Genomic DNA, 26,398 nt, shown 5'->3' with positions numbered 1-26,398 from the left:
GACGAATAGCCGCAGCGAAACCGTTACGACGACGCGCGGCCAAGGGAATTGACAAGCCGTCGGGGCCAACTCGGGAAAGGCGAAGGGCCGCCGCCCGCGCGATGCGGGAGCGGCGACCCTTCCTGACGCGCGGTCAGCCCTGCGGCAGCGCCGCGAGCTGGGCGGTGATCCGGGCGATGTCGGCCTCGGCGGCCGCCAGCCGGGTGCGGATCTTGGCGACCACCTCGTCCGGCGCCTTGGCCAGGAAGGCCTCGTTGCCGAGCTTGCCGTTGCTCTGTGCCTTCTCCTTCTCGGCCGCCGCCAAGTCCTTCTGCAGGCGCTTGCGTTCGGCCGCCACGTCGATGGTGCCGGACAGGTCGAGCGAGACGGTGGTGCCGGCGATCGGCAGCGAGGCGGTGGCGTGGAAGCCCTCCTCCGGCTGCGTCAGCCGCACCCGGGAGCGGATCGCCGCCTCGTGCGCCTCCAGCCGGTGGCCGGCCAGCTCCAGCTGCGCCGGGACCTTCTGGGTGTCGCGCAGGCCCTGGGCCTCGCGGAACCGGCGGATCTCCACGATCAGCTGCTGGAGCTGCGCGATCTCCGACTCGGCGTCGGCGTCCCGGTAGCCGGAGTCCTTCGGCCACTCGGCGATCACCACCGACTCGGCGCCGGTGAGCGTCGTCCACAGCGCGTCGGTGACGAACGGGACGATCGGGTGCAGCAGGCGCAGCGTCACGTCCAGCACCTCGCCGAGCACCCGGCGGGCGTGGTCGGCCTGCGCGCCGCCCTTGCCCAGGGTGGTCTTGGAGAGCTCGACGTACCAGTCGAAGACCTCGTCCCAGGCGAAGTGGAACAGCGTGTCGGAGACCTTCGCGAACTCGAAGTCCTCGTACAACGCGTCGACTTCGGCGATGGTGGCGTTCAGCCGGGACAGGATCCAGCGGTCAGCGGCGGTGATCTCCTCCGGCGCGGGCAGCGGGCCCTCGACGGTGGCGCCGTTCATCAGCGCGAAGCGGGTGGCGTTCCAGATCTTGTTGCAGAAGTTCCGGGAGCCCTTGACCCAGTCCTCGCCGATCGGCACGTCGGCGCCGGGGTTGGCGCCGCGGGCCAGCGTGAAGCGGACGGCGTCGGCGCCGTAGGCGTCCATCCAGTCCAGCGGGTCGACCGCGTTGCCGGTGGACTTCGACATCTTCTTGCCGAACTGGTCGCGGACCAGGCCGGTCAGCGCGACCGTCTTGAACGGGATCTCGCCGTCCATCGCGTACAGGCCGAACATCATCATCCGGGCGACCCAGAAGAAGATGATGTCGTGGCCGGTCAGCAGGACGTCGGTCGGGTAGAACTTCTCCAGCTCGGGGGTCTTCTCCGGCCAGCCGAGGGTGGAGAACGGCCACAGGCCGGAGGAGAACCAGGTGTCCAGCACGTCCGGGTCCTGGACCCAGCCCTCGCCGGTGGGCGGCTCCTCGTTCGGGCCGACGCAGATCACCTCGCCGTCCGGGCCGTACCAGACCGGGATCCGGTGGCCCCACCACAGCTGGCGCGAGATGCACCAGTCGTGCATGTTGTCGACCCAGTCGAAGTAGCGGCGCTCCAGCTCCTTCGGGTGGATCTCGACCTTGCCGTCGCGAACGGCGTCGCCGGCGGCCTTGGCCAGCGGCTCGACCTTGACCCACCACTGCAGCGACAGCCGCGGCTCGACCACGGTGTGGCAGCGCGAGCAGTGGCCGACCGCGTGCTCGTACGGGCGCTTCTCGGCGACGATGCGACCCTGCTCGCGCAGCGCGCCGACCACGGCGGAGCGGGCCTCCAGCCGGTCCAGGCCGAGGAACGGGCCGTGCACGGTGATCGTGCCGCGCTCGTCCATCACGGTCAGGTTCGGCAGGTTGTGGCGCTGGCCGATGGCGAAGTCGTTCGGGTCGTGCGCCGGGGTCACCTTGACGGCGCCGGTGCCGAACTCCGGGTCGACGTGCTCGTCGGCGACGACCGGGATCTCACGGTCCGTCAGCGGCAGCTTGATGGTCCGGCCGACCAGGTGCGCGTAGCGCTCGTCGGACGGGTGGACGGCCACCGCGGTGTCGCCGAGCAGGGTCTCGGCGCGGGTGGTGGCGACCACGATCGAGTCGTCCCCGTCGCCGTAGCGGATCGAGACCAGCTCGCCGGGGAGGTCCTTGTGGTCGACCTCGACGTCGGACAGCGCGGTCAGGCAGCGCGGGCACCAGTTGATGATGCGCTCGGCCCGGTAGATCAGGCCGTCGTCGAAGAGCTTCTTGAAGATGGTCTGGACGGCCTGCGACAGGCCCTCGTCCATGGTGAACCGCTCGCGCGACCAGTCCACGCCGTCGCCGAGACGTCGCATCTGGCCGAGGATCCGGCCGCCGTAGTTCTCCTTCCACTCCCAGACCTTCTCGACGAAGGCCTCGCGGCCCAGGTCGTGCCGGGACAGGCCGGACTCGGCGAGCTGCTGCTCCACCTTGTTCTGGGTGGCGATGCCCGCGTGGTCCATGCCCGGGAGCCAGAGCGCCTCGAAGCCCAGCATCCGCTTGCGGCGGGTCAGCGCGTCCATCAGCGTGTGCTGGAACGCGTGGCCCAGGTGCAGCGCGCCGGTGACGTTCGGCGGCGGAATGACGATGGTGTACGCGGGCTTTTCGCTCTTCGCGTCGGCGGTGAAATAGCCACGCTCCACCCAGCGCTCGTACAGCACGCCCTCTACCTCGGCCGGGGCGTAGGTCGTCGGGAGGGTGGCTGCTTCGTCCCCGGGCTTCGAGCTCTCGGGGCGCTGGTTCGTCGTGTCGGTCACGACGCACAGTTTACGGAAGCCGGAACACCGATCGTGACCCGACAGTGCACCGACCATGCGGGCGCGGCGGGGGGGCCGTACGGTAGCGTGCCCGCATACTCGATCGGACGGGGCCGCGCAACAGAGGCGGCGGGGGAGAACCAAGACGCATGTACGGCCAGGGTCAGGGACCGCAGCAGTATCCACAGGGACAGCCGCAGCAGCCGTACGACGCTCCTCCGCAGCCGCCCGGCTACGGCGCCCCGCAGCAGCAGCCGCCGGCCTACGGGGCTCCCCAGCCGCCCGCGTACGGCGCTCCCCAGCAGCAGCCGCCGGCCTACGGCGCACCCCAGCCCCCCGCCTACGGCGCCCCGCAGCAGCAGCCGCCGGCCTACGGCGCACCCCAGCCCCCCGCCTACGGCGCTCCCCAGCAGCAGCCGCCGGCCTACGGCGCACCCCAGCCGCCCGCCGGGCAGCCCGGTTACGGCTACCCGCAGCAGGTGCCGCCCCAGCAGCAGTGGGGCGGCATGCCCCAGCAGCCGGGTCAGCCCGGCCAGCCCGGCTACGGCGGCTACCCGCCGCCGGCCGCCCCGGCCAAGGGCAAGGGCGGGATCATCGCCCTGGTGGTGGTCCTGGTGCTGGCGGTGGTGGGCGGCGGAGTCGGCTGGTGGGCGCTGAGCGGCGGCAAGGGCTCGGACACCGAGGGCAAGTACAAGCTGGCGGCGCCGGAGAGCGCGGCCGGCTACACCAAGAAGAACGCCTCCGAGAAGGGCGAGTTGAAGGGCCTGGACGGCGTCGGCACCTTCGAGGGCTCGCTCACCGCGACGTACCAGAAGACCGCCACCGACGTGGCCAGCTTCAGCGGCTCCTGGGGCAAGGTCCCGGACCCGGCCAAGGCGCTCGACACCGCCACCCAGAAGCTGAACGAGGGCGACGGCTCGGCCAAGGACAAGCCGGTCTGGAAGCAGGAGTTGGCGGACGTCGACGCGAGCGACCCGACCGACCCGGGCGCCAAGCTCCGCTGCGGCGTGGGCTCCTCGGACAGCGGCAGCGGCAAGGCTTCGATCGGCGTCCCGATCTGCATGTTCGCCAGCCACTCCACCATCGGCGTGGTCGCGTTCGTCTCCATGGACTCGACCGGCAAGACCATCAGCACCACCGAGGCCGCGGCCCGCACGCGTCAGCTCCGCGACGCCGCGACCGTCGCCAAGTAAGCCTCACCGCAGCACACTTCACGCTCGAACGGAGCCCCCGTGTCCGACAACCAGTTCGGCCCGCCGCAGCCCGGCTTCGGCCCGCCCCAGGACGGTCCGATACCCCCGCAGGGCGCGCCCGGCGCGCCCCAGGGCGGCTACGGCCAGCCCGTGCCGCCGCAGCAGCAGGCGTGGGGCGGCGGCGCCGTCCCGCCGCCGGGCTTCCCGCCCGGCGCCCCCGGCGGCTACCCGCCCGGCGTGCCGATGGCGAAGAAGTCCCGCAAGGGCCTGTGGATCGGCCTGTCCGTGGTGGCCGCGGTCGTCCTCGGCGGCGCCGCCACGATCGGCTACCTGATCTACGACACCGCGTCGAACACCGGCAAGAACAAGGTCGTCCTGCCGCAGTCCTTCAAGGACCTGAAGAGCGACCCGGAGGACGCGGACGCCAAGCGCCTGTCCAGCACCCTCCAGAGCGGCCTCGGCGAGGACAAGAACTCGTTCACCAACGCCGAGCCGGTCAGCACCATCTACCGCTCCTCGGACCAGCAGAAGATGCTGCTGGTGTCCGGCATGACCGGCAAGGTGCTGCTCCCGTCCAAGCAGGTCGACGCGGCGTTCAGCAGCTTCTCGGCCGGCGGCGACGGCATCAAGGACCGCAGCGACGTCGACCCGGGCCCGCTGGGCGGCCGACTGTCCTGCGGCACCACCGAGATCGCCGGCGAGCAGGGCGGCATCTGCGTGTGGGCCGACAGCTCGTCCGTGGTGGTCGTCCTGGAGCTCGACGGCTCCAGCGACTCCGGTGTCTCGAAGGACCGGATCATCGCCGACACCCAGGAGCTGCGCAAGCTCTCCGAGGTCCCCAAGTAGCCCGTACCGCACGGGACATGAAAGCGGCCCCGCACCGTTCACCGGTGCGGGGCCGCTTTCGTGTCGCCGTCGCGGCGCCCGGGTCAGGCGCTCTTGTCCCGGCGCTCACGCTTGATCATGTCGCGCGGGACCAGGGTCGGGATGGCGTGCTTGGAGACCACGTCCCCGGTGACCACCACGCGGGCGACGTCCTGACGGGACGGCACCTCGTACATCACGGACATCAGCACCTCCTCCATGATGGCCCGCAGACCGCGCGCACCGGTGCCCCGCAGGATCGCCTGGTCGGCGATCGCCTCCAGCGCGTCCCGGGTGAACTCCAGCTCCACGCCGTCCAGTTCGAACAGCTTGCGGTACTGCTTCACCAGCGCGTTCTTCGGCTCGGTGAGGATCTGCAGCAGCGCCTCGCGGTCCAGGTTGTGCACGCTGGTGATGACGGGCAGTCGGCCGATGAACTCCGGGATCATCCCGAACTTCACCAGGTCCTCCGGCATCACCTGACGGAAGTGGTCCGAGGCGTCCAGCTCGCGCTTGGAGCGGATGGTGGCGCCGAAGCCGATGCCCTTGGCGCCCGCCCGGCCCTCGATGATCCGCTCCAGGCCCGCGAACGCGCCGCCCACGATGAACAGCACGTTGGTGGTGTCGATCTGGATGAACTCCTGGTGCGGGTGCTTGCGCCCGCCCTGCGGCGGCACCGAGGCGGTGGTGCCCTCCAGGATCTTCAGCAGGGCCTGCTGCACGCCCTCGCCGGAGACGTCCCGGGTGATCGACGGGTTCTCGCTCTTGCGGGCGACCTTGTCGATCTCGTCGATGTAGATGATCCCGGTCTCGGCCTTCTTGACGTCGTAGTCGGCCGCCTGAATCAGCTTCAGCAGGATGTTCTCGACGTCCTCGCCGACGTAGCCGGCCTCGGTCAGCGCCGTGGCGTCCGCGATCGCGAACGGCACGTTCAGCATCCGGGCCAGGGTCTGCGCGAGCAGCGTCTTGCCGGAGCCGGTCGGGCCCAGCAGCAGGATGTTCGACTTGGCCAGCTCGATCGCGTCGTCCCGGCCGGAGCCGGAACGACCGGCCTCGCCCGCCTGGACGCGCTTGTAGTGGTTGTAGACCGCGACCGACAGCGCCTTCTTGGCGAGGTCCTGGCCGACCACGTACTGGTCCAGGAACTCGTAGATCTCGCGGGGCTTCGGGAGTTCCTCGAAGCGCACCTCGGAGCTCTCGGCGAGCTCCTCCTCGATGATCTCGTTGCACAGGTCGATGCACTCGTCACAGATGTACACGCCTGGCCCGGCGATCAGCTTCTTCACCTGCTTCTGCGACTTGCCGCAGAACGAGCACTTGAGCAGGTCGCCACCGTCTCCGATGCGTGCCACGAGGTGCTTCCCCTTCGCCAGGGGCCCCGCGGGGGTCGGGGCCTGGTGCTGTGAGACCGGCTTCGCCGTCGGCGGTCGGTCTGGTATCCGACGGTACTCTGCCGAGCCGTTGTTTCCGTCGACTTCGGCCGCTCTGCCCTACGCCCTGGGCGAATTGATACCGAACAGATGCCGTCGCGGGTGCATGACCCGACAGCCATTGTGCCGGGGCGGCGGCCCCGACCGGAACGCCCCGGGGCGGGGCGTACGTCACGTACGCACCGCCCCGGGGCGAGCGATCACTCCATGTAGGAGTTCTTGCGGGTCGAGATGATCTGGTCGATCAGGCCGTACTCCAGCGACTCCTCGGCGGTGAGGATCTTGTCGCGCTCGATGTCCTCGCGGACCTGCTCGACCTCCTTGTTGGAGTGCTTGGCCAGCATGGTCTCCAGCTGCTCGCGCATCCGGAAGATCTCCTTGGCCTGGATCTCCAGGTCCGACACCTGACCGCGGCCGGTCTCGGTGTACGGCTGGTGGATCAGCACCCGGGCGTTCGGCAGCGCCATCCGCTTGCCGGGGGTGCCGGCGGCCAGGATGACCGCGGCGGCCGAGGCGGCCTGGCCCATGCAGACCGTCTGGATGTCGGGCTTCACGAACTGCATGGTGTCGTAGATCGCCGTCAGCGCGGTGAACGAGCCACCGGGCGAGTTGATGTACAGCGAGATGTCCCGGTCCGGGTCCATCGACTCCAGGCAGATCAGCTGCGCCATGATGTCGTTCGCGGAGACGTCGTCCACCTGCGAGCCGAGGAAGATGATGCGCTCCTCGAACAGCTTGGCGTACGGGTCGTACTCGCGGATGCCCTGCGAGGTGCGCTCGACGAACCGCGGGACGATGTAGCGGCCCTCGGCCCGCATGTCCTCCAGGCGGGCCTTGGCACCGGACAGGCTGGGGATGTTCATGTTCTCTGGTCCTCCGAAGCGTGCGGTCTGGGTTCCGATGCCGGTCAGCCGGCCTGGCCGGCGCCGGTGCCGCCGCCGCCCGGGACGTCCGCGGCGCTGTGCATGATCTCGTCGATCAGGCCGTACGCCTTGGCCTCCTCCGGCGTGAACCAGCGGTCACGGTCGGAGTCCGCGGTGATCTGCTCGAAGGACTGACCGCTGTGCTGGGCGATCAGCTCCGACATCCGCTTCTTGGTGCGCAGCAGCTGCTCCGCCTGGATCCGGATGTCGGTGGCGGAGCCGCCGAGGCCCGCGGAGGGCTGGTGCATCAGGATGTTGGCGTTCGGCAGCGAGAAGCGCTTGCCCTTGGCGCCCGCGGTCAGCAGGAACTGGCCCATCGACGCGGCCATGCCCATGGCGATGGTCACCACGTCGTTCTTGATGTACTGCATGGTGTCGTAGATCGCCATGCCGGCCGAGATCGAGCCGCCCGGGGAGTTGATGTAGAGGTAGATGTCCTTCTCGGGGTCCGCCGCGAGCAGCAGGAGCTGGGCGGTGATCTTGTTGGCGATGTCGTCGTCGACCTGCTGGCCGAGGAAGATGATGCGCTCGTTGAGCAGCCGGTTGTAGACCTGGTCGCCCAGGCCGCCGCCCACGTCGCCGCCGGCGGCGTGCGGTGCCATCGGGCCAGGCATCTGCATCTGCGGGAACGTCACTTAGCCACCTGCTCAGTCGATCTGCGTGTGTGTCGCTGTCCACCGACCCTAACGCGCAGGCCCCGCCGCTGAATCCCCCACGCAGAACTGTTCGCTGTGAGCGCAGGGTGACCGGGCCCGACGCGGACGGGCCCGGGCACCATGCGGTGCCCGGGCCCGTCCCGGTGCTGCGTTCCGCCGGATTCCCGGCGGTTACGAGGCTCAGGCCTCGGTGGTCTCCTCGGCGGCGGCCTCGGCGGTGGCGGCCTCGGCGGCCTCCTCCTCCTCGTCCTCGAAGGAGACGACCTCACCGTTGGTGTCGGTGACCTTGGCGGCCTCGACGACCAGGGCCAGCGCCTTGCCGCGGGCGACCTCGCCGACCAGCAGCTGGACCTGGCCGCCCTGGACGACCTGCTGGGCGAACTGGTCCGGGGTCATGCCGGAGCCGGCGGCGCGACGGATGAGGTGCTCGGTGAGCTCCTCCTGGTTGACGCCCAGCTCCTCGTTCTTGACGATCTGGTCCAGGACGAACTGGGTCTTGATGCCCTTCTTCGCCTGCTCCTCGGTCTCCTTGTCGTAGTCCTCGCGGGACTTGTCCTGGGAGGCGAGGTAGGTGTCGAGGGTCAGGCCCATCGGCTCCAGCTGGTGGTGCTCCAGGTTGTGCTTGCGGGTGCCGATCTCGTCCGCGAGCAGCTTCTCCGGGTAGTCCATCTCGACCCGGGTCAGCAGCTCGTCCAGGACCTTCTCCTGGGCCTGGGTGGCCTGGTCGAACTCCTTCATCCGCTCAAGGCGCTTGCGGGAGTCCCCGCGCAGCTCCTCCAGGGTGTCGAACTCCGAGGCGAGCTGCGCGAACTCGTCGTCCAGCTCGGGGAGTTCCTTCTCCTGGACGGTGGTCACGGTGACGGTGACCTCGGAGTCCTTGCCGGCCTGGGTGCCACCCTTGAGGGTGGTGGTGAAGGTCTTGGCCTCACCGGCGGACAGGCCGACCACGGCCTCGTCGATGCCGTCCAGCAGGCGGCCGGAGCCGATCTCGTAGCTCACGCCGGTGGCGGTGCCGTCCTCCGGCACCTCACCGTCGACCTTGGCCTCGAGGTCGACGACCACGACGTCGCCCTCGGCGGCGGCGCGCTCGACGTCCTTCACGGAGCTGAAGCGCTCGCGCAGCTGCTGCAGCGACTTCTCGATGTCCTCGTCGGTGACCTCGACCGGGTCCACCACGACGGCGATCTCGGTGAAGTCCGGCAGGGTGACCTCGGGACGGACGTCGACCTCGGCGGTGAACTTCAGGTCACCGCCGTCGGCCAGGTTCTCGACACCGGCGATGTCGGTGATGTCCGGCTGGCCCAGCACGTCGATCTGGCCCTCGTCGACGGCCTGCGTGTAGAAGCGCGGAAGCGCGTCGTTGACGGCCTCCTCCAGCACCGCGCCACGGCCGAAGCGCTGGTCGATGACCCGGTTCGGGATCTTGCCCTTGCGGAAGCCCGGGACGGTGACCTGCTGGTTGATCTTCTTGTACGCCGCGTCGAGGCTGGGCTTGAGCTCCTCGAAGGGCACCTCGACGGTGAGTCGAACCCGGGTCGGGTTCAGAGTCTCGACGGCGCTCTTCACGGTTGGGTCTCCTAGGGGGGCTTGCGGTCAGGGCGATAGGCGGTTGGGGCTGAAATGCTGTCCGTACTACCGCCAGCGGTCCATCCTACCGGTACCACGAAAGCGACTGTGCCCGGCACCGGGTGCAGGTCGGGGCGACTCCCCCCAACACCCGCGCCCACAACGACAACAGGGCCCCGCCCACCGACGAGACCCTGCCGCACGGTCGGGGTGACCGGATTCGAACCGACGGCCTTCCGCTCCCAAAGCGGACGCGCTACCAACCTGCGCCACACCCCGTGGTGCCGAGCAGAAGAGTACACGTCGGCCACCCCTCGACCGGGGCGATATCCGCGAGCCGACAACGCGGAAGAAGTGTGCAATCCACCGGCGCGACCAGGTACCCTGATCCAGTCCTCGCCACCGCGACTGCGGTGCGGGTACGCCTTTGCGGGTGTAGCTCAATGGTAGAGCCCCAGTCTTCCAAACTGGTCACGCGAGTTCGATTCTCGTCACCCGCTCCAGCAGGCCGACGGCCCCGACTGCCCACGCAGTCGGGGCCGTCGGCGTTTCGGCCGGTCACCCCCTCGGCGACACCCCTCGACCACGCGCCCGGCCGCACCCCTCGACCCCCCTGCCGCACCCCGCTGCCGCACCCCGGCCGCCCGCCCGGAGCGCCGCACCCCGGGCAGCCCGAAGGCCCCGGGCGGCCGGGTGGCTGCGCGGGGCCTTCGGGGGGTGAGGCGTGGATCAGACGTTGACGCCGTGGGCCGCCAGGTAGGCGACGGGGTCGATGTCGGAGCCGTAGTCCGGGGTGGTGCGGATCTCGAAGTGCAGGTGCGGGCCGGTGACGTTGCCGGTGGCGCCGGAGAGGCCGATCTGCTGGCCCGCCGTCACGGCCTGGCCGGCCGAGACGGAGATCGAGGACAGGTGGGCGTACTGGGCGTACTTGCCGTCGGCCAGCTTGATGACGACCTGGTTGCCGTAGGCGCCGCCGTTGCCGGCCGAGACCACGGTGCCCGCGGCGACGGCCTTGAGGCTGGTGCCGGTGGCGACCGGGAAGTCGATGCCGGTGTGGTAGCCGCTGGACCAGTTGGAGCCGGCCACCTTGTAACCGGTGGTGACCTTGCCCGGCGCGGGGGCCACGTACGCGGCGTTGGCGCTGGTGGTCGCGGCGACCGGAGCGACCGGCACGGTGGTGACGGCCGGAGCCGGGGTCGACGCCTTCGGGGCCGGGGCCGCCTGCTGGGTCTTGGCGGTGTCGGCGACGGCCGGCTTCGTGACGGTGACGGCCGGCTTGGTGGCGGGCTTCGGCGCAGCGGCGGGCTTCGGCGCGGCGGCGGGCTTCGCGGCGGTGTCCGAGGAGGTGGACTTGGCGGCCGGGGCCTTCGCGGGGGCGGCGGCCTGGCCGTTGATGGTCAGCTGCTGGCCGGGGAAGATCAGGTCGGGGTTGCCGCCGACCACGGAGTGGTTGTCCTGGTAGAGCTTCTCCCAGCCGCCGTCCACGTGCTGCGCGGCAGCGATCTTGGACAGGGTGTCGCCGGAGACGACCCGGTAGTCGTGCGCGGAGGCGACCGGCGTCGCGTCCGTCGAGACCTGGGACGCCGGGCGGTTGGCGCCCTGCTCGGTGGCGGTGTGCGCGGAGGCGGCGGTGACCGGGAGACCGATCGCGGCGCCGGCCACACCGGCGGCGATGGCGATGCGGGCGACGGTGGCCAGGCGCGGCTTGCGGTGCTTGCCCTGAACGGACATGAAGCATTCCTCTCCGACGCCTGCGAGGTGAGCTGTCGGGTTCGGGCGAGAGTTGCCCGGCCGCAGAACTGCGGCTTCACCCCGAGCCGTTCCCGGATGTTCCCGGGCCCGGCGACTTACCTGTGGTTCCCCCGCTCCTGCCGTGGCGTGGTATCTGGTCGGCACCGGACGACGGCAGGACTAGGCGTTCCGTCCGGTGGCCCGCCCGGTCACTGGCCGGGCTGCGGACGAAGCAAATCCCACGGCCCGCGAGGCTGGCAAACGCCGACCGGCCCCGTTCCCAAGATCGGGAAGGGGCTGACGGTCCACCAGGTCACGCGGTGTCGACCGGGCCGCTGCGGTGCGCGTACGGGATCATGACGGTGCGCACACGAACCCCGCACGGTGGGCGACCTCGGCCACCGTGCGCGTTCGGTCGCGGACCCGGCGTGACGCCGTGGGTGACCCTGGTCACCTGCGGGCAGGCCGAATGGACGGTGCGGGGGTGCCTCCCGCCCGTCGTGGCGTGTCGCCGGAGAGCCGACGCGGCGTCAACCCGCGATCGAGGCGATGGCCTTGGAGACCGAGGTGAGGAACTGCTGGATCGGGCCGGCCATGGTCGACTGGCTCAGCATGAAGCCGAACAGGGCGGCGACGATGGCGTGCCCGGACTTCAGCTGCTTGTTGCGAATGAAGATCGCGACGATGATGCCGAACAGGACAAGCGCGGAGACGGAGAAGGCCACCGGGACTCACTTCCTCGATTCGTGGCGGGGGTTCGGGTGAAAGCCGGCGATGGCTCCCAGGCGGAAACCGGCCCCAGCCCCCCGTGTCCCCACCACTCCATCCGGACTCAGTGTGGTCGCTCGTGCGGAGTGCGTAAAGAACTTGCCCGGGGCTCCTGCGCCCGAACCCGCCTGGTAGGACTGATTTTCGCCGACCGCGACGATAGCGGACGGGTTCTGACGGCCCGTCGGCGGGCGGCGGTCCGCGCAGGCCGGCGCGGTAAACCGGCAGGCAGATCCGGTGTCACCGGTCGGCCCGGACGCCGCACCGGAATTGGCCGAAGATCAACGCCCGGGTTTGACACTCCGTGGACACTCCGCGCTCACCGGGTCTGCACTCGCCGCGGGTTCAGCGGCGCCAGATCAGCAGCACCGCGCGGTCGTCGTTGACGTGCTTGGCGACGGTGTCGATCAGCCGGACCGCCGCCCCGGACCGGATCGCCGCCGGTGCGGCGGCGACCAGCCGGTCGGCCTCGCCCATCAGCCGGTCCATGCCCTCGGCGAGGTCGCGGCCGGGGATCTCCACCATGCCGTCGGTGCACAGCATCAGGACGTCGCCGGGGCCGAGGGTGCCGCGCACCCCCTCGAACTTGGCTTCGTCGTAGACGCCGAGCAGCGGGCCCTCGGCCTCCTTGACCTCCCAGTAACCGGCCCCCGCGAGGCGGTGCATGCCGGGCAGGTGTCCGGCGGAGAGCAGTTCGTACTCGCCGGTGTCCAGGTCCACCACCAGGTGGACGGCGGTGGCGAAGCCCTCTGCCCAGTCCTGGCGCAGCAGGTAACCGTTGGCGGCGGGCAGGAAGTCGTGGGCGGGCAGCGAGCCGAGCAGTCCGCCGAAGGCGCCGGACAGCAGCAGCGAGCGGCTGCCGGCGTCCATGCCCTTGCCGGAGACGTCGGCGAGGACGACTTCGAGCACCCGCCCGCCGGGGCCGGTGCGGGCGGCGGCCATGAAGTCGCCGGAGAAGGACTGGCCGCCGGCCGGGCGCAGCGCGGTGTCGGTGTGCCAGCCGTCGGGCAGTTGCGGGATGCGGCCCTGGACCCGGATCCGCTCGCGCAGGTCGAACAGCATGGTGGAGCCGCCCCGCCAGGGCACGCCGATCCGGCGGCGGAACTGGGCGACCAGCAGCCCGGCGACGCCGACCGCGCCGACCACCAGGGCGGCACCCGGGGTCACGCCGTGGGTGTAGGCCTCGGGCTGCGCGCTGGCGACGCGCTCCCCGGTGTGCACCAGGGACTCGGCGATCAGCCCGCCCGCCGCGACGGCGTACAGCAGCACCAGGGTGCCGGGGCGCAGCAGCAGGGCGCCGGCCAGCACCGGCAGCACCAGGGCGGTGGGTGGGGCCCAGTCGGGGATCGCGATGTTCAGCAGCACCAGCACGGGCACGGCGAGGGCGAGGGCGGCGAACGCCCACCAGTCGGCGCCGTCGCCGCGGAAGTAGTCGACGCCGGTGCGGCGCAGCCTGCGTCGGGCCCGGTACAGCGCAGCGCGCAGCCGGGCCGTCACGGGCTCGCGGGGCGGTCTGCCGCCCCGGCCCGTCGCTCCGGTGCGCGCGCTGTCGGCCATGGGGACCGACCTTATCCACCGGCGGTGCCCGCGTCGACGGCCCGGGTGGCACCGAGTGCAACGAGAGCGGCACGCTCCGGTGGGTTTCGGCCGCGGGCGCCGCGACGGGGAGCACCGGAGACCGGAGACCGGCATGGGCGCGACAAATCGGTCGCACGCTTCCGGTTCGGGTGGTAGGCAGGGCCTCATGACGATTCGACACCCCGAACTGACCCTGCGGCCGTTGCGCGTCGAGGAGTGGGAGACCTGGTACAGCACCCTGGACGTGGCGTTCGGCGGCGGCGGGGAGGCCCCCGCGGAGCGCGCGCTGTGGCACGAGTTGACGGAGGTGGAGCGTTCGCTGGCGATCTGCGAGGGCGAGCGCATCGTCGGCGGCGGCTCGGCGTTCAGCTTCCGACTGGTGGTGCCGGGCGGCGCGGTGGTCCCGGCGGCGGGCGTGACGATGGTGGGCGTGCTGCCCACCCACCGGCGCCGGGGCGCGCTGACCGCCATGATGCGCCGTCAGTTGGCGGACGTGCGGGCGGCCGGGGAGTCGCTGGCGGTGCTGACGGCGTCCGAGCCGGCGATCTACGGGCGGTTCGGCTACGGGCAGGGCACCCGCAAGGCCGTGGTGTCGATGCTCCGCGGCCGGGCGAAGGTGCACACGCCGGAGCGCCGCGGCGAGCTGGTGCTGCGGCTGGCCGATCCGACGGCCGAACTGGCGCGCTGCGAGGAGCTGTACGCCCGCCTCGCCACTCGCCGCCCGGGCACCCTGCTGCGGCAGCCCGGCTGGGAGAAGCTCCCGGTGCTGGACGCGCCGGAGTCCCGCAGCGGCTTCTCCCCGCTGCAGTCGGTGCTGGCGGAGGACCCGGAGACGGGAGAGCTGCTCGGCTACGCGCGGTACGCGGTGAAGGACGACTGGAACGAGCGCGGCGCGGCCGGCGTGGTCCGGGTCCGTGCGGTGCAGGCGGAGCAGCCCTGGGTGTACGCCCGGCTGTGGGAGTTCCTGCTGGACCTGGACCTGACGGAGCGGGTGGAGGCGTTCAACCTGCCGGCGGACGACCCGCTGCTGCACCTGGTGTCGGACGTCCGGCACCTGACGCCCCGGATGGTGGACGCCATGTTCGTGCGGCTGGTGGACCTGCCGAAGGCGCTCGGGGCGCGCGGCTGGGCGCAGCCGGTGGACGCGGTGCTGGAGGTCACCGACGCGTTCTGCCCGTGGAACGCGGGCCGTTGGCGGCTGACGGCCGCGCCGGGCAAGCCGGCCACCTGCGTGCCGACCGACGAGCCGGCCGATCTGGCGTTGGACGTGCGCGAGTTGGGCTCGGCCTACCTGGGCGGCACCTCGCTGACGGCGTTGGCCGCGGCGGGTCTGGTGCACGAGCTGCGGCCGGGTGTGCTGGAGCCGGTGTCGGCGGCGTTCCGCTCGGGGCTGGAGCCCTGGCTGCCGCACGGCTTCTGACCGGCTGCCGGAATACGCGCGCCCGCCCGGGCAACTCCCGGGCGGGCGCGGTGCGTTGTGGCCGGATCAGCCCTGCGGGTGGTGCGCCGGAATGGGCGGCAGCTCGCCGGTGGTCTCGTACTCGGAGAGCATCTCGATCCGGCGGGTGTGCCGGGGCTCGCCGCTGTACGGGGTGTTGAGGAAGATCTCGACGAACTTGGTGGCCTCGTCCAGGGTGTGCATCCGGCCGCCGACCGAGATCACGTTGGCGTTGTTGTGCTCGCGGCCGAGGGCGGCGGTCTGCTCGCTCCAGGCCAGCGCGGCGCGGACGCCCTTGACCTTGTTGGCGGCGATCGCCTCGCCGTTGCCGGAGCCGCCGATCACCACGCCCAGCGCCTCGGGGTCGGCGGCGGTGCGCTCGGCCGCCCGCAGGCAGAACGGCGGGTAGTCGTCCTCGGCGTCGTAGATGTGCGGGCCGCAGTCGACCGGCTCGTGCCCGGCCTCCTTCAGCCACTCGACGAGGTGGTTCTTCAGTTCGTATCCGGCGTGGTCGGAGCCCAGGTAGACGCGCATGGACACGAGTGTGACATGCCACCGGGCCCGCGCCCCGGCAGGGGCGGCGGGCCCGGTTCGGACGGGTCGTCAGCGGCGGCCGAGGAGCTTCCAGGTGAGCGGCAGGGCGCCCATCGCGAGCGCCATCTTCAGCGCGTCGCCGATCAGGTACGGGTACATGCCGAGGCTTGCGGCCCTGGCCAGCGGGACGTCCAGGGCGAACGCCAGGTACGGCACGCCGACCGCGTAGATCACCAGGCTACCGAGCGCCATCGCGCCGGCGGTGCGCAGCGGGCTGCGGTCGGCGCCGCGGCGGGCCAGCACGCCGGTGAGGGCGGCGGCCAGCACGAAGCCGATCACGTAGCCGAAGGTGGCCATGCCCGCGCCGGAGGTGCCCTCGGCGAACCAGGGCAGGCCGGCCGCGCCGGCCGCCAGGTAGAGGCCGAGCGCGGCGACGCCGCGGCGGGCGCCGAGCGCGGTGCCGACCAGCAGCGCGGCGAAGGTCTGCCCGGTCACCGGCACCGGCGAACCCGGCACGGGGACGGACAGCTGGGCGGCGATGCCGGTCAGCGCGGCGCCGCCGGCCACCAGGGCCAGGTCGCGGGTCCGCGCGCCGATCCGGGTGGACGCCTGCGGCAGCAGGTCGGCAAGGACGGCGGTGGACGGTGTCGACGCGGCGATGGCCATGGCTGCTCCCGGGATTCCGACGGAATGGATCATCTGTGAACCTACGCGCTGTCAGGGCTCCGCCACCGCGTCGGGGCACGACAAAGCCGACCGGGCCGGGCTTGTCGGGTCCGGCCTGTGACCAAGCCCTCACCGGGTGCTCACGGTGGTTCCGCCGTCACTGTCCGTCGGAACGGCGTCCGGATGCCGGTCCCGGTTGGGGCGTCCACGTCACATGCCGAATAGTGGACAGATCCCTCCGAAACGGTCGGACCGTCACACAGTCTGGAAAACCCTCCGCATGACCCGTACTCCACCCACCGCCAAGGCGACCGCCCGGCCGGCCGCCGACGGCGCGGCCGAGGACACCGGCCTGGCCCACGGACTCAAGCAGCGCCACCTGTCGATGATCGCGCTCGGCGGAGTGATCGGCGCCGGCCTGTTCGTCGGCTCCGGCTCCGGCATCGCCGCCGCCGGCCCCGCCGTGGTGCTCGCCTTCGCCGCCTCCGGGCTGCTGGTGATGCTGGTGATGCGGATGCTCGGTGAGATGTCCGCGGCCCGGCCCGCCTCCGGCTCGTTCTCGGTGCACGCCGACCGGGAGATCGGCCCGTGGGCCGGCTTCACCGTCGGCTGGCTGTTCTGGGTGCTGCTGTGCGTGGGCGTCGCGGTGGAGGCGATCGGCGCGGCCGGCATCGTCTCCGGCTGGCTGCCCGCCGTGCCGTCCTGGGCCTGGGTCGCGATGTTCATGGCGTTCTTCTGCGCCACCAACCTGGCGGCCGTCCGCAACTTCGGCGAGTTCGAGTTCTGGTTCGCCGCGATCAAGGTGCTGGCGATCAGCGCCTTCCTGGTGATCGGCGTGCTGGCCGTGCTCGGCCTGCTGCCCGGCACCGCCTCCCCCGGCGCCGACAACCTGACCGGCCACCACGGCTTCCTGCCGCACGGCGCGAGCGGGCTGGTCACCGGCCTGCTCGCCTCGGTCTTCGCGTACGGCGGTCTGGAGACCGTCACCATCGCCGCCGCCGAGTCCGAGAACCCCCGGCGCAGCGTGGCCCTCGCGGTGCGCACCGCGATGTGGCGGATCGCCCTGTTCTACGTCGGCTCGATGGCGGTGATCGTCACCCTGGTGCCGTGGGACGACCCGGCCGTGGTCCGGCCCGGGCCCTACGTGGCCGTGCTGCAGACCCTCGGCATCCCGGGCGCCGCGCAGCTGATGAACGTGGTGGTGCTGATCGCGCTGCTGTCCGCGATGAACGCCAACATCTACGGCTCGTCCCGGATGGCACACTCGCTGGTCGCCCGCGGCCACGGCCCCCGGGCGATGGCCCGGCTGTCCGGCGGCGTCCCGCGGCGCGCGGTGCTGGCGTCCTGCGCGTTCGGGTTCCTCGCCGTGCTGCTCTCCTACTGGTGGCCGGAGACGGTCTTCACCTGGCTGCTCAACATGGTCGGCGCGGCCGTCCTGGTGGTCTGGGCCTTCATCGCCGTCGCCCAGCTCCGGATGCGCCGCCACGTGCCCACGGCGCAGCTCCCCGTCCGGATGTGGGCGTTCCCGTACCTGACGTACGCCGCGCTGGCGGCGATCGCGGTGGTCCTGGTGCTGATGACGATGGACTCCGCCAACCGCATCCAGCTGTACTTCACCGCCGGCCTGACGGTCGCGCTGGCGGTCGTCGGCCAGCTGCGGAGCCGCCGACCGGCGGTCTGACGCACCTGGAGGAGCCCCCGCACCCCGGAGCGGGCGCGGGGGCTCCTCCGTGTCCGGCTACTCGAACGAGGGCCCCGCGGTGCGGGTGCGCTTGATCTCGTAGAAGCCGGGCGTCGACGCCACCAGCAGCGTGCCGTCCCAGAGCCGGGCCGCGGCCTCGCCGCGCGGCGTCGGGGTGACGACCGGGCCGAAGAAGGCGACCCGGTCGCCGTCCGGGCCTTCCACGGCGATGACCGGGGTGCCGACGTCCTCGCCGACCAGGCCGATGCCCTCCCGGTGGGAGGCGCGCAGCTTCTCGTCGAACGCGTCCGTGTCGGCGGCGTCCGCGAGCTCGGCGGGCAGCCCGGCGGCGGTGAGCGCGGCGACCACGGTCTCCCGGGTGTTGGGCAGGCCCTGGTTGTGGAAGCGGAGGCCGAGTTCGGTGTAGAGCCGGCCGAGCACCTCCTCGCCGTACGCCTCAGCGGCCGCGATCAGCACCCGGACCGGGCCCCAGCCGGCGGCCAGCAGCTCGCGGTACTGCTCGGGCACGTCGTCCCGGTTCTCGTTGAGGACGGACAGGCTCATCACGTGCCAGCGGACGTCCACCGGGCGGAGCCGCTCGACCTCCAGCATCCAGCGGGAGGTCATCCAGGCCCACGGGCAGATCGGGTCGAACCAGAAGTCGGCGGTCTTGCGGCTGTCGGCAGTGCTCACGTGCGGCGTCCCCATGAATCGGCGGTCGAGCGGTGCGGGGTCTCCCCCGCGGAGCTGCAACCCGGACCCGGCCGTGATGATTCCTCGCCCAGTGCAATGGCACCGTGGGGAGGGCGTGAAAGGATTGCCCCCGACGGGGTGCCATGAACACTCCGAAAGCCGTGTGTTCCGTACAGAGGAGTACCGCCGTGCCGGGCAAGAACCTGAGCCGTGAGGAGGCCCGCGACCGGGCCGGGATCATCCGGGTGGAGAGCTACCGCGTCCACCTGGACGTGAGTGCGGCGGCCGACCCCGGCCGACCCACCTTCCGTTCCACCACCCGGATTTCGTTCGACTGCAACACCCCGGGCGCGTCGAGCTTCGCCGACCTGCTCGCCCCCGAGGTGGTCTCCGTCGAGCTGAACGGGCGCCGGCTCGACCCGGCCGAGGTGTTCGACGGGGCCCGGGTCGCGCTGCCGGAGCTCGCCGCGCACAACGAGCTGACGGTGGTCGCCGAGTGCGCCTACAGCCGCACCGGCGAGGGCCTGCACCGCTTCGTCGACCCGGTGGACGGCGAGACCTACCTGTACACCCACTACGAGCCGGCCGACGCCCGCCGGGTGTTCGCCGACTTCGAACAGCCTGACCTGAAGGCCCCGTTCAGCTTCACGGTGACCGCCCCTGCGGCCTGGGACGTGTACGCCAACGCGGTGCACGAGAAGATCACCGAGGACGGCGCCGCCCGCACCTGGGAGTTCGCGCCGACCAAGCCGATCTCCACCTACCTGACCGCCGTGGTGGCCGGCCCGTACCACGTGGTGCGCGACCACTACTCGCGCAGGCTGGCCGACGGCAGCGTGCTGGAGATCCCGCTCGCCGCCACCTGCCGCCGGTCGCTGGCCCCCTACTTCGACGCCGACGAGATCCTCACCGTCACCAAGCAGGGCCTGGACTTCTTCCACGACGAGTTCGACTACCCGTACCCGTTCGGCAAGTACGACCAGTGCTTCGTCCCCGAGTACAACATCGGCGCGATGGAGAACCCCGGCTGCGTGACCTTCCGCGAGGAGTTCATCTACCGCTCGAAGGTCACCGAGGCCGCCTACGAGGCGCGCGCCAACGTGATCCTGCACGAGATGGCGCACATGTGGTTCGGCGACCTGGTCACCATGAAGTGGTGGGACGACCTGTGGCTGAAGGAGTCGTTCGCCGACTTCATGGGCTCCTTCGCGCAGATCGAGGCCACCAAGTACAGCGCCGCCTGGATCACCTTCGCCAACCGCCGCAAGGCCTGGGCGTACCGGCAGGACCAGTTCCCCACCACCCACCCGATCACCGCGGACATCCGCGACCTGGAGGACGCCAAGCTCAACTTCGACGGCATCACCTACGCCAAGGGTGCGTCCGTCCTCAAGCAGCTGGTCGCCTACGTCGGCCGGGACGCGTTCTTCGAGGGCGCCCGCCGCTACTTCAAGAAGCACGCCTTCGGCAACACCGTCCTCGGCGACCTGCTGGACGCCCTGGAGGAGACCAGCGGCCGCGACCTGCGCAGCTGGTCCGCCGCCTGGCTGCAGACCTCCGGCGTCAACACCCTCACCCCGGAGGTCACCTACGACGCCGAGGGCCGGATCACCGAACTGGCGATCCGCCAGGACGGCGAGGTGATCCGCCCGCACCGGATCGCGGTCGGCCTGTACGACCTCGCCGAGGACGGCGCGCTGCGCCGCACCGACCGCTACGAGCTGGACGTCACCGGCGCCCGCACCGTGGTCGCCGACGCGGCCGGCCGTTCACTGCCCGCGCTGGTGCTGCTCAACGACGACGACCTGACGTACTGCAAGGTCCGCTTCGACGAGCGCTCACTGGAGACCCTGCGCACCGGCCTCGGCGACCTCACCGGTGAGACCGGCCTGGCCCGGGCACTGGCCTGGTCCGCGGTGTGGAACCTGACCCGGGACGGGCTGATGCCCACCCGCGACTACCTCGACCTGGTGCAGCGCTTCGCCGGCCGGGAGTCCGACATCGGCGTGCTGCAGTCCCTGCACCAGCAGGCCGGCACCGCCCTGGAGCTGTACGCCGACCCGGCCCGCCGCGCCGAGTACGGCACCGCGCTCGCCGAGGTCGCGCTGCGCGAGCTCGCGCAGGCCGCCCCCGGCAGCGACCACCAGCTCGCCTGGGCCCGCTTCCTGGCCGACACCGCCGAGCGCGCCGACCACCTGCAGCTGCTGCGCGGCCTGCTGGAGGACACCGCCCGGATCGACGGCCTGACGGTGGACCAGGAACTGCGCTGGAGCTTCTGGCTGGCCCTCGCTGCCAACGGCGACGCCGGCACCGAGGAGCTGGCCGCCGAACTGGCCCGCGACAACACCGCCAGCGGCCGCCGCCAGCACACCCAGTGCCTGGCCGCGCTCCCCACCCCGGGGGCCAAGGCCGCGGCCTGGAGCGCCGTGGTCGACTCCGACGAGCTGCCCAACGCCCTGGTCGAGGCGCAGATCGCCGGCTTCAACCAGGCCGGGCAGCGCGAGCTGACGGCCGGCTACGCCGAGCCGTACTTCGCGATGCTGGAGTCGATCTGGGCAGACCGCTCGATCGAGATCGCGATGCGGATCGTCGGCGGCTTCTTCCCGCAGTACCAGACCACGCCCGAGACCCTGGCGGCCACCGACGCCTGGCTGACCGCCCACCAGGACGCCGCGCCCGCGCTGCGCCGCCTGGTGCTGGAGTGCCGCGACGACCTGGACCGCGCCCTGCGCGCCCAGGCCTGCGACGTCCAGTAGCCCACCCGCGCGCAACGGCCCGGCCCCCGCTCCGAGTTGGAACGGGGGCCGGGCCTTCTGCCGTACGGCGGACGCTACTTGAGAGTGGCGGAGGTCAGACCCGCCTGGACCTGGCGCTGGAAGGACAGGTACACCACCAGCACCGGCAGCATCGCGATCGTCATACCGGCGAACAGCGCCGGGGCGTCGCTCTTGTAGCCGGACTGCAGGGCCAGGTTGACCAGGCCCTGGGCGAGCATCGAGTGGTCGGCCTCGCCGGCCGTGGTGGGCTGCATCAGGGTGACCGGCAGGATGTACTGGTTCCACTGGCCGAGCACGTTGAAGATGCCCACGCTGATCAGGCCGGGCTTGGCCATCGGCACCATGATCTGGAAGAACGTCCGGGTGTGCGAGCAGCCGTCCAGCATCGCGGCCTCGTGCACCGCGCTCGGCAGGGTGCGGAAGAACGAGTACATGAAGAACACGGTGAACGGCAGCGAGTAGGCGACGTACACCAGGATCAGGCCGGCGTAGCTGTTCAGACCGAGGTACGGCGAGATCTCACCGAGGTTGCGGACCATGAAGAACAGCGGCACCAGGGCCAGGTACACCGGGAACATCGAACCCGCGACGAACAGGTAGTAGATGAACCGGTTGCCCTTGAACTCGTAGCGGGCCAGCACGTAGGCGGCCATCGAGCCGAGCAGCATGGTCAGGGTGACGGAGCCCAGCAGCACGATGACGGTGTTGGCGAAGAAGCCGCCGATGCCCTTGGACCAGGCACGGGAGAAGGCGTCGAAGCCCCAGTGGGCCGGCCAGCTCCAGGCCGAGCCGTTGATCTGCGCGTCGGTCTTGAACGAGCCGAGGACGACCCAGAGCAGCGGCAGGAGGATCAGCACGGCCCAGACGGCCAGGAAGCCGTGCGAGAAGACGTTCAGTGCGCCGCCGCCGTCGGCGAAGCGCTGGTCCTTGCCCGGCTTGGGCTTGGTACCGCGCTGACCGGGGACGCTCGCGGTCTTGTCGAGAGTGGTCATGTCCGGTCCCCGCTCAGTACTCGATCTTGTCGCGCTTGGTGGCCCACAGCGAGACGATGGTCAGAATGAGGGTGAAGAAGAAGATCACCACACCCATCGCACAGGCGTAGCCCGCCTCGCCGTTGCGCAGGAAGCTGCGCATCAGGTAGGTCGAGATGAGCTCGCTGTGGTGGTCGGGACCACCGCCGAAGTACGCGCCGGGAGTGATCGAGGAGACCAGCGCGAAGGCGTCCATGGCGACGATGGCCAGGTAGACCCAGGCGGTCTGGACGGTCTCCCAGAGCAGCGGCAGGGTGATCTTGAAGAAGGTCTGGCCGCGCTTGGCGCCGTCCAGCAGGGCGGCCTCGTAGATGTCCTTCGGGATGCCCTGCATGGCGGCCGAGAACAGCACCAGGTAGAAGCCGACGCCGGACCAGACCAGCACCGCCAGCACGCACCACATGACCAGGTCGGGGTCGGACAGCCACTGCACCGGGTCGTTCACGGTGGCCAGGCCGAGCTTGATCAGGATGCCGTTGGCCAGGCCGGACTGGTCGGTGCGGTACACCGCGCCCCAGAGCACGGCGAGGATCGCGATCGACAGCACCTGCGGGAAGAAGAAGACGACCTTGTAGAACGGCGCGCCCTTGACGCCCTGCACGCCACCGGTGCCGCCCTTGCCGCCGACGTTCAGCATGAAGGCGAAGAACAGCGCGATCAGGATGGTGACGACCGGCAGCAGGATCAGCAGCAGCAGGTTGTGCCAGAGGGCACCGGCGAAGACCTCGTCATCGAGGAGTCTCGTGTAGTTGTCCAGGCCGATGAAATCCATCTCCTGGCTCGCCCCGGACCAGTTGGTCAGGGAGTATCCGAAGGTCTGCAGGTACGGCCAGAGCACCAGGCCGACGTACAGCACGATCGGAAGGAAGAGGAACCCCACGATGAAGGGGTACTTGCCGTGACGCATGGTCACTTTCTCCTGTCCGTCAGGAAGACGCACCGGGGGCGTCTCGATGCCCCCGGTGCGTTGATCGAGTGACCGATCAGGCGGTCTTGTTCTTGGTGGCCGATTCCTTGGCCCGCTTGATCCACTCGGCGGGAGTGATGCGCTTGGCCATCAGCTCGCCCGAGGCGTTCTGCAGGTCCTCGTCGAACTTCGAAGCGGTGTTCGGGTACTGGAAGTTGAAGGTCTTGTCGCCCGCGGCCTTCAGCGCCACCACGGTGGAGGCGGTGCCCGGCTTCAGCTGGACCTCCGGGCCGACGCCGTCCTTCAGGCAGGTGAGGCTGTTGGCGGTCTGGGCGAACTTGCCCGAGGCCTCCTTGGTCAGCATCATCCGCAGGAACTCCAGGCCGCCGGCCACGTTCTTGGCCTTCGACGGGACGATGAACGGCTCGCCGGCACCGGCCCGGATGGCCTCGAAGGGCAGCTTGTCGCCGGGCAGCGACGGCATCGGCAGGAACTTCATGTCGAAGTCGGCCGGGGTGGTCGGCAGCTGCTCGTTCTCCAGCCAGGAGCCGGACGGGATGAACGCGGCCTTGTACTGGTTCCACGCCGTCTGCGACTCGGTGTGGGTCATGCCGTTGGTGCCGGGGAGCAGGAAGTCCTTGTCGACGATCTGGTAGAACGCGTCGAGCACGGTCTTCACGGCCGGGTCGTCCCACGCGGTGGCGTCGAGGGAGTCGATCCGCTTCATGAGGTCCAGGCCGCCCTGCTTGGCGATCATGTCCATCATGACGACGTTGATGTAGTACGGGTACTTGCCCTGGTGCGCGACCGGGGCGATGCCCTTGGCCTTGATCTGCTCGCACAGGGTGATGAACTCGGCCCAGGTCTTCGGCGCGGTCCAGCCGTTGTCCTTGAACAGCTTGCCGGAGTACCACCAGCCGAACACGGTGTACACGTAGGACAGGTTGTAGACCTTGCCCTTGACCGTGCCGGACTCGATCGTGCCGGGCATCAGCACGTCGCGGACCTTCTTCGACGGGTCGTCGATGTACGGCGCGTCCAGCAGCGGGGCCAGGTCGGTGAGCTGGTTGGAGTCCGCGAGGACGTCCAGCTTCATCTGCTTGGCGCCCGAGTCGTCGATGACGTCCGGCGGGGAGCCGGCGTTGAAGCGCGGCTGGAGCTTGCCGGTGACGTCCTTGTCGGCCTGGTGGTTGATCTTCGCACCCGGGAACTGCTTCGAGTAGATCGCCTCGAACGCCTTGGCGTACTCGTTGCCGTAGCCGCCGTCGAAGATGAAGACCTCGAGACCGTCGGCGTCCTTCACCCCGAACGGGTTCTTGGCGTCGCTCAGGTTGAAGCCGCCCGCCGCCTTGGTGCCCTTGTCGGAGCTCCCGGTACCGCCGGCGCAGGCCGCGAGCAGCGAGCTGCTGCCGGCCGCCAGGACGGTGATCGCGGCCGCGCGCTTGAACAGGTCGCGGCGGTTGTACTCAGTTGCAGAGCCCATGCGTGCCCTAACCCCTCAGTTCCAGAAGATATGAGCCGAAGCTGACGACGCGTCAACTTCCTTGGCCCGAAAGGTGCCCAGCGGCGAAGATGCCGGTCAGAGGCTGTGTGATGATGCGCAAAGGTATAGTCCACTGTTCATCTGACAGCAATAGGCCGCCGGTCTGATAACAAACCTGACAGTCAAAGCGTTGTCGGCGGTGCAGCATGTGCAATGTGCAGGGACCCTGCACATTACGTGTCCGCGCCAGCCATGAGCGCGAATCTAGCGCGCAAATGTTCGTTTGAACATAGAAATGCGCAGCTTCGCGCATTACGGTTCGAGAACCGTGACGACGAAGCCGCGCATCGGTGAGCGCCTGACGAACCCTCAGTTATCCTCAGTCGTCCCGAAGCCCCTTGTCCAGCGCGGCGATCATGCTGCCCTGGGCGTCATCGCCGTCCAGCGACCAGACCATCACCCCGCCCAGGTCGTTCTCCTGGACGTAGCGGGCCTTGCGGGTGGCCAGCTCCGGGGTGTCGTACGTCCAGAAGTCGGTGCCGTCGAACTTCCAGCTCGCCCCGTGCGCCCGGTCGTTGTGGACCGTGCCGGGCAGCTCCTTGATCTGCTTGTAGGACAGGGTGCCGCCCCGGGCCAGCCCGGTGGCCGACTGGTACAGGCCGTTGCCCCGCGGGCCGCCCGGCACGCCCGTCCAGCCGAAGCCGTAGAGCGGGACGCCCACCACGGCCTTCTTCGACGGCAGGCCGCGGTCCGTGTAGGTGCCGACCAGCCGGTCCACGCTCAGCTGCAGCCCGGTGGGGTCGTTCGGGTCGGAGTACAGGTTCGACTCGTGGTTGGTCGGGCCCTTGGTCTCCCACGGGCCGTGCAGCTCGTAGGCCATCAGGTTCAGCCAGTCCACCGACCTGGCGACCTTGTCGATCTCGAACTTGTCGATCGCGGACTCGCCGGCCGGCACCGCCGCGGTGAGCAGGTAGTGCGGGCCCTTCCTGCCGGACAGCGCGTCCAGCTGGGTGCGGAACTCCTGCATCAGCAGGGTGAAGTTCCGCCCGTCCTCGGGACGCACCACGTTGCCCTCGTCGCCGGGGCTGCCCGGGTACTCCCAGTCGATGTCGATGCCGTCGAACACCCCGGCGCCCGCGCCCGCGCCGCCCTCGGCCGAGCCCAGCTGCGGCAGGTCGCCCTTGAGGTACAGGTCGATGCAGGAGGAGACGAACTTCTTCCGGGAGGCGTCGGTGAGCGCCGCGTCCGAGAAGTGCTTGGACCAGCTCCAGCCGCCCAGCGAGATCACCGCGCGCAGCTGCGGGTTCTTCGCCTTCAGCTTGCGCAGCTGGTTGAAGTTGCCCTTGAGCGCCTGGCCCGGGACGTCCGCCACGCCGTCCACCGACTCCTCGGCGCCCACCGGGCGCTGGTAGTCGGCCCAGGCGTCGCCCGCCCCGGCCGCGTTCGCCTCGAAGCAGGAGCCGTCGGCGGAGACGTTGCCGAAGGCGTAGTTGATCACGGTCAGCCGGCCGGCCTGGCCGCTGTCCTGGACCTTCTTGGCGGAGAACCCGCTGTAGATGCCCCACTGGGTGAAGTAGCCGACCCGCTGTCCGTTCAGCCGGTGGCCCTTCTCCTGGGCCTGCGCGGTGGCCGGGGAGACGAGCAGGGCGCCGATGGTCGCGGCGGCGAGGAGTGCGGAGGTTCGTCTGGTGGTCATTCCGTGAATC

20 protein-coding genes, 2 tRNA genes and 1 riboswitch are annotated in these 26,398 nt (G+C 70.5%); of the genes, 6 read left to right on the top strand and 16 right to left on the bottom strand.

Features of this window, described 5'->3' with window-relative positions; all coding sequences use genetic code 11:
* Window positions 1-133: 133 nt before the first annotated feature.
* Window positions 134-2,773, bottom strand: a complete 2,640-nt coding sequence (locus ACI1MP_RS25245; RefSeq protein ID WP_404869533.1) for a valine--tRNA ligase — start codon at window positions 2,771-2,773, stop codon at window positions 134-136.
* Between the two features lie 149 nt (window positions 2,774-2,922).
* On the opposite strand from ACI1MP_RS25245, the gene ACI1MP_RS25240 reads away from it, so the two are divergent.
* Together ACI1MP_RS25240 and ACI1MP_RS25235 are read left to right on the top strand one after the other, a co-directional pair.
* Complete coding sequence (locus ACI1MP_RS25240) at window positions 2,923-3,966, top strand: hypothetical protein (protein ID WP_380335553.1); 1,044 nt, start codon at window positions 2,923-2,925, stop codon at window positions 3,964-3,966.
* Window positions 3,967-4,005: 39 nt separating this feature from the next.
* Entirely contained in the window at window positions 4,006-4,812 is an 807-nt protein-coding gene (locus ACI1MP_RS25235) for a hypothetical protein (RefSeq protein ID WP_363475343.1), read from the top strand.
* Between the two features lie 83 nt (window positions 4,813-4,895).
* Here the strand turns inward: ACI1MP_RS25235 and clpX are convergent, their stop codons facing one another.
* The 5 genes from clpX to ACI1MP_RS25210 form a co-directional block, all read right to left on the bottom strand.
* Complete coding sequence (clpX, locus tag ACI1MP_RS25230) at window positions 4,896-6,182, bottom strand: ATP-dependent Clp protease ATP-binding subunit ClpX (RefSeq protein ID WP_043913988.1); 1,287 nt, start codon at window positions 6,180-6,182, stop codon at window positions 4,896-4,898.
* A gap of 278 nt (window positions 6,183-6,460) precedes the next feature.
* Window positions 6,461-7,123 (bottom strand): ATP-dependent Clp protease proteolytic subunit, encoded by a 663-nt coding sequence (locus ACI1MP_RS25225; RefSeq protein ID WP_043913990.1) that lies wholly within the window; start codon window positions 7,121-7,123, stop codon window positions 6,461-6,463.
* 44 nt (window positions 7,124-7,167) lie between these two features.
* On the bottom strand, window positions 7,168-7,785 hold the full coding sequence (locus ACI1MP_RS25220) for an ATP-dependent Clp protease proteolytic subunit (protein WP_100586005.1): 618 nt from the start codon (window positions 7,783-7,785) through the stop codon (window positions 7,168-7,170).
* 234 nt (window positions 7,786-8,019) lie between these two features.
* Window positions 8,020-9,405: a trigger factor gene (gene tig / locus ACI1MP_RS25215; RefSeq protein ID WP_380335558.1), complete on the bottom strand. Its 1,386-nt coding sequence runs from the start codon at window positions 9,403-9,405 to the stop codon at window positions 8,020-8,022.
* A 205-nt stretch (window positions 9,406-9,610) separates the two neighbouring features.
* A tRNA-Pro gene (locus tag ACI1MP_RS25210) sits at window positions 9,611-9,684 on the bottom strand.
* 150 nt (window positions 9,685-9,834) lie between these two features.
* Between ACI1MP_RS25210 and ACI1MP_RS25205 the strand changes: the two genes are divergently transcribed.
* Window positions 9,835-9,908 (top strand) — tRNA-Gly (locus ACI1MP_RS25205).
* 226 nt (window positions 9,909-10,134) lie between these two features.
* Here ACI1MP_RS25205 and ACI1MP_RS25200 read toward each other — a convergent pair.
* From ACI1MP_RS25200 to ACI1MP_RS25190, 3 genes are all read right to left on the bottom strand, one after another.
* A complete protein-coding gene (locus ACI1MP_RS25200; protein WP_404869532.1) occupies window positions 10,135-11,136 on the bottom strand; it encodes a peptidoglycan DD-metalloendopeptidase family protein in 1,002 nt (333 codons plus the stop codon).
* Between the two features lie 2 nt (window positions 11,137-11,138).
* Window positions 11,139-11,294, bottom strand: a riboswitch (cyclic di-AMP (ydaO/yuaA leader).
* A gap of 372 nt (window positions 11,295-11,666) precedes the next feature.
* Complete coding sequence (locus ACI1MP_RS25195) at window positions 11,667-11,861, bottom strand: hypothetical protein (protein ID WP_043913995.1); 195 nt, start codon at window positions 11,859-11,861, stop codon at window positions 11,667-11,669.
* A 388-nt stretch (window positions 11,862-12,249) separates the two neighbouring features.
* Window positions 12,250-13,461 carry a PP2C family protein-serine/threonine phosphatase gene (locus ACI1MP_RS25190; protein WP_380335563.1) on the bottom strand — a complete coding sequence of 404 codons (1,212 nt, stop codon included), beginning with the start codon at window positions 13,459-13,461 and terminating at the stop codon, window positions 12,250-12,252.
* Between the two features lie 187 nt (window positions 13,462-13,648).
* Here ACI1MP_RS25190 and ACI1MP_RS25185 point away from each other — a divergent pair, with 187 nt between their 5' ends.
* Window positions 13,649-14,902, top strand: coding sequence for a GNAT family N-acetyltransferase (locus ACI1MP_RS25185; RefSeq protein ID WP_404869531.1), 1,254 nt, complete (start codon window positions 13,649-13,651; stop codon window positions 14,900-14,902).
* Between the two features lie 66 nt (window positions 14,903-14,968).
* Here ACI1MP_RS25185 and ACI1MP_RS25180 read toward each other — a convergent pair whose 3' ends face one another.
* Together ACI1MP_RS25180 and ACI1MP_RS25175 are read right to left on the bottom strand one after the other, a co-directional pair.
* Window positions 14,969-15,454 (bottom strand): ribose-5-phosphate isomerase, encoded by a 486-nt coding sequence (locus ACI1MP_RS25180; protein ID WP_100585677.1) that lies wholly within the window; start codon window positions 15,452-15,454, stop codon window positions 14,969-14,971.
* 69 nt (window positions 15,455-15,523) lie between these two features.
* Window positions 15,524-16,120 (bottom strand): biotin transporter BioY, encoded by a 597-nt coding sequence (locus tag ACI1MP_RS25175; protein WP_404869530.1) that lies wholly within the window; start codon window positions 16,118-16,120, stop codon window positions 15,524-15,526.
* A gap of 280 nt (window positions 16,121-16,400) precedes the next feature.
* On the opposite strand from ACI1MP_RS25175, the gene ACI1MP_RS25170 reads away from it, so the two are divergent.
* Window positions 16,401-17,801, top strand: coding sequence for an amino acid permease (locus ACI1MP_RS25170; protein WP_380335572.1), 1,401 nt, complete (start codon window positions 16,401-16,403; stop codon window positions 17,799-17,801).
* A gap of 57 nt (window positions 17,802-17,858) precedes the next feature.
* On the opposite strand, the gene ACI1MP_RS25165 is transcribed toward ACI1MP_RS25170, so the two are convergent.
* Window positions 17,859-18,509 (bottom strand): disulfide bond formation protein DsbA, encoded by a 651-nt coding sequence (locus tag ACI1MP_RS25165; RefSeq protein WP_404869529.1) that lies wholly within the window; start codon window positions 18,507-18,509, stop codon window positions 17,859-17,861.
* A 173-nt stretch (window positions 18,510-18,682) separates the two neighbouring features.
* On the opposite strand from ACI1MP_RS25165, the gene pepN reads away from it, so the two are divergent.
* Window positions 18,683-21,250 (top strand): aminopeptidase N, encoded by a 2,568-nt coding sequence (pepN, locus tag ACI1MP_RS25160; protein ID WP_404869528.1) that lies wholly within the window; start codon window positions 18,683-18,685, stop codon window positions 21,248-21,250.
* A gap of 74 nt (window positions 21,251-21,324) precedes the next feature.
* On the opposite strand, the gene ACI1MP_RS25155 is transcribed toward pepN, so the two are convergent.
* The 4 genes from ACI1MP_RS25155 to ACI1MP_RS25140 form a co-directional block, all read right to left on the bottom strand.
* Window positions 21,325-22,263 carry a carbohydrate ABC transporter permease gene (locus tag ACI1MP_RS25155; protein WP_100585672.1) on the bottom strand — a complete coding sequence of 313 codons (939 nt, stop codon included), beginning with the start codon at window positions 22,261-22,263 and terminating at the stop codon, window positions 21,325-21,327.
* A 13-nt stretch (window positions 22,264-22,276) separates the two neighbouring features.
* Window positions 22,277-23,209 carry a carbohydrate ABC transporter permease gene (locus tag ACI1MP_RS25150; protein ID WP_043914005.1) on the bottom strand — a complete coding sequence of 311 codons (933 nt, stop codon included), beginning with the start codon at window positions 23,207-23,209 and terminating at the stop codon, window positions 22,277-22,279.
* Between the two features lie 76 nt (window positions 23,210-23,285).
* Window positions 23,286-24,692, bottom strand: a complete 1,407-nt coding sequence (gene ngcE, locus ACI1MP_RS25145) for an N-acetylglucosamine/diacetylchitobiose ABC transporter substrate-binding protein (RefSeq protein WP_380335582.1) — start codon at window positions 24,690-24,692, stop codon at window positions 23,286-23,288.
* A 379-nt stretch (window positions 24,693-25,071) separates the two neighbouring features.
* A complete protein-coding gene (locus tag ACI1MP_RS25140) occupies window positions 25,072-26,388 on the bottom strand; it encodes a glycoside hydrolase family 18 protein (RefSeq protein WP_404869527.1) in 1,317 nt (438 codons plus the stop codon).
* Window positions 26,389-26,398: the final 10 nt, after the last annotated feature.

Origin of the sequence: Kitasatospora griseola, from assembly GCF_044999035.1 — a bacterium.
Lineage (GTDB): Bacteria > Actinomycetota > Actinomycetes > Streptomycetales > Streptomycetaceae > Kitasatospora > Kitasatospora griseola.
This window is presented reverse-complemented; position numbering and strand designations above follow the sequence as displayed.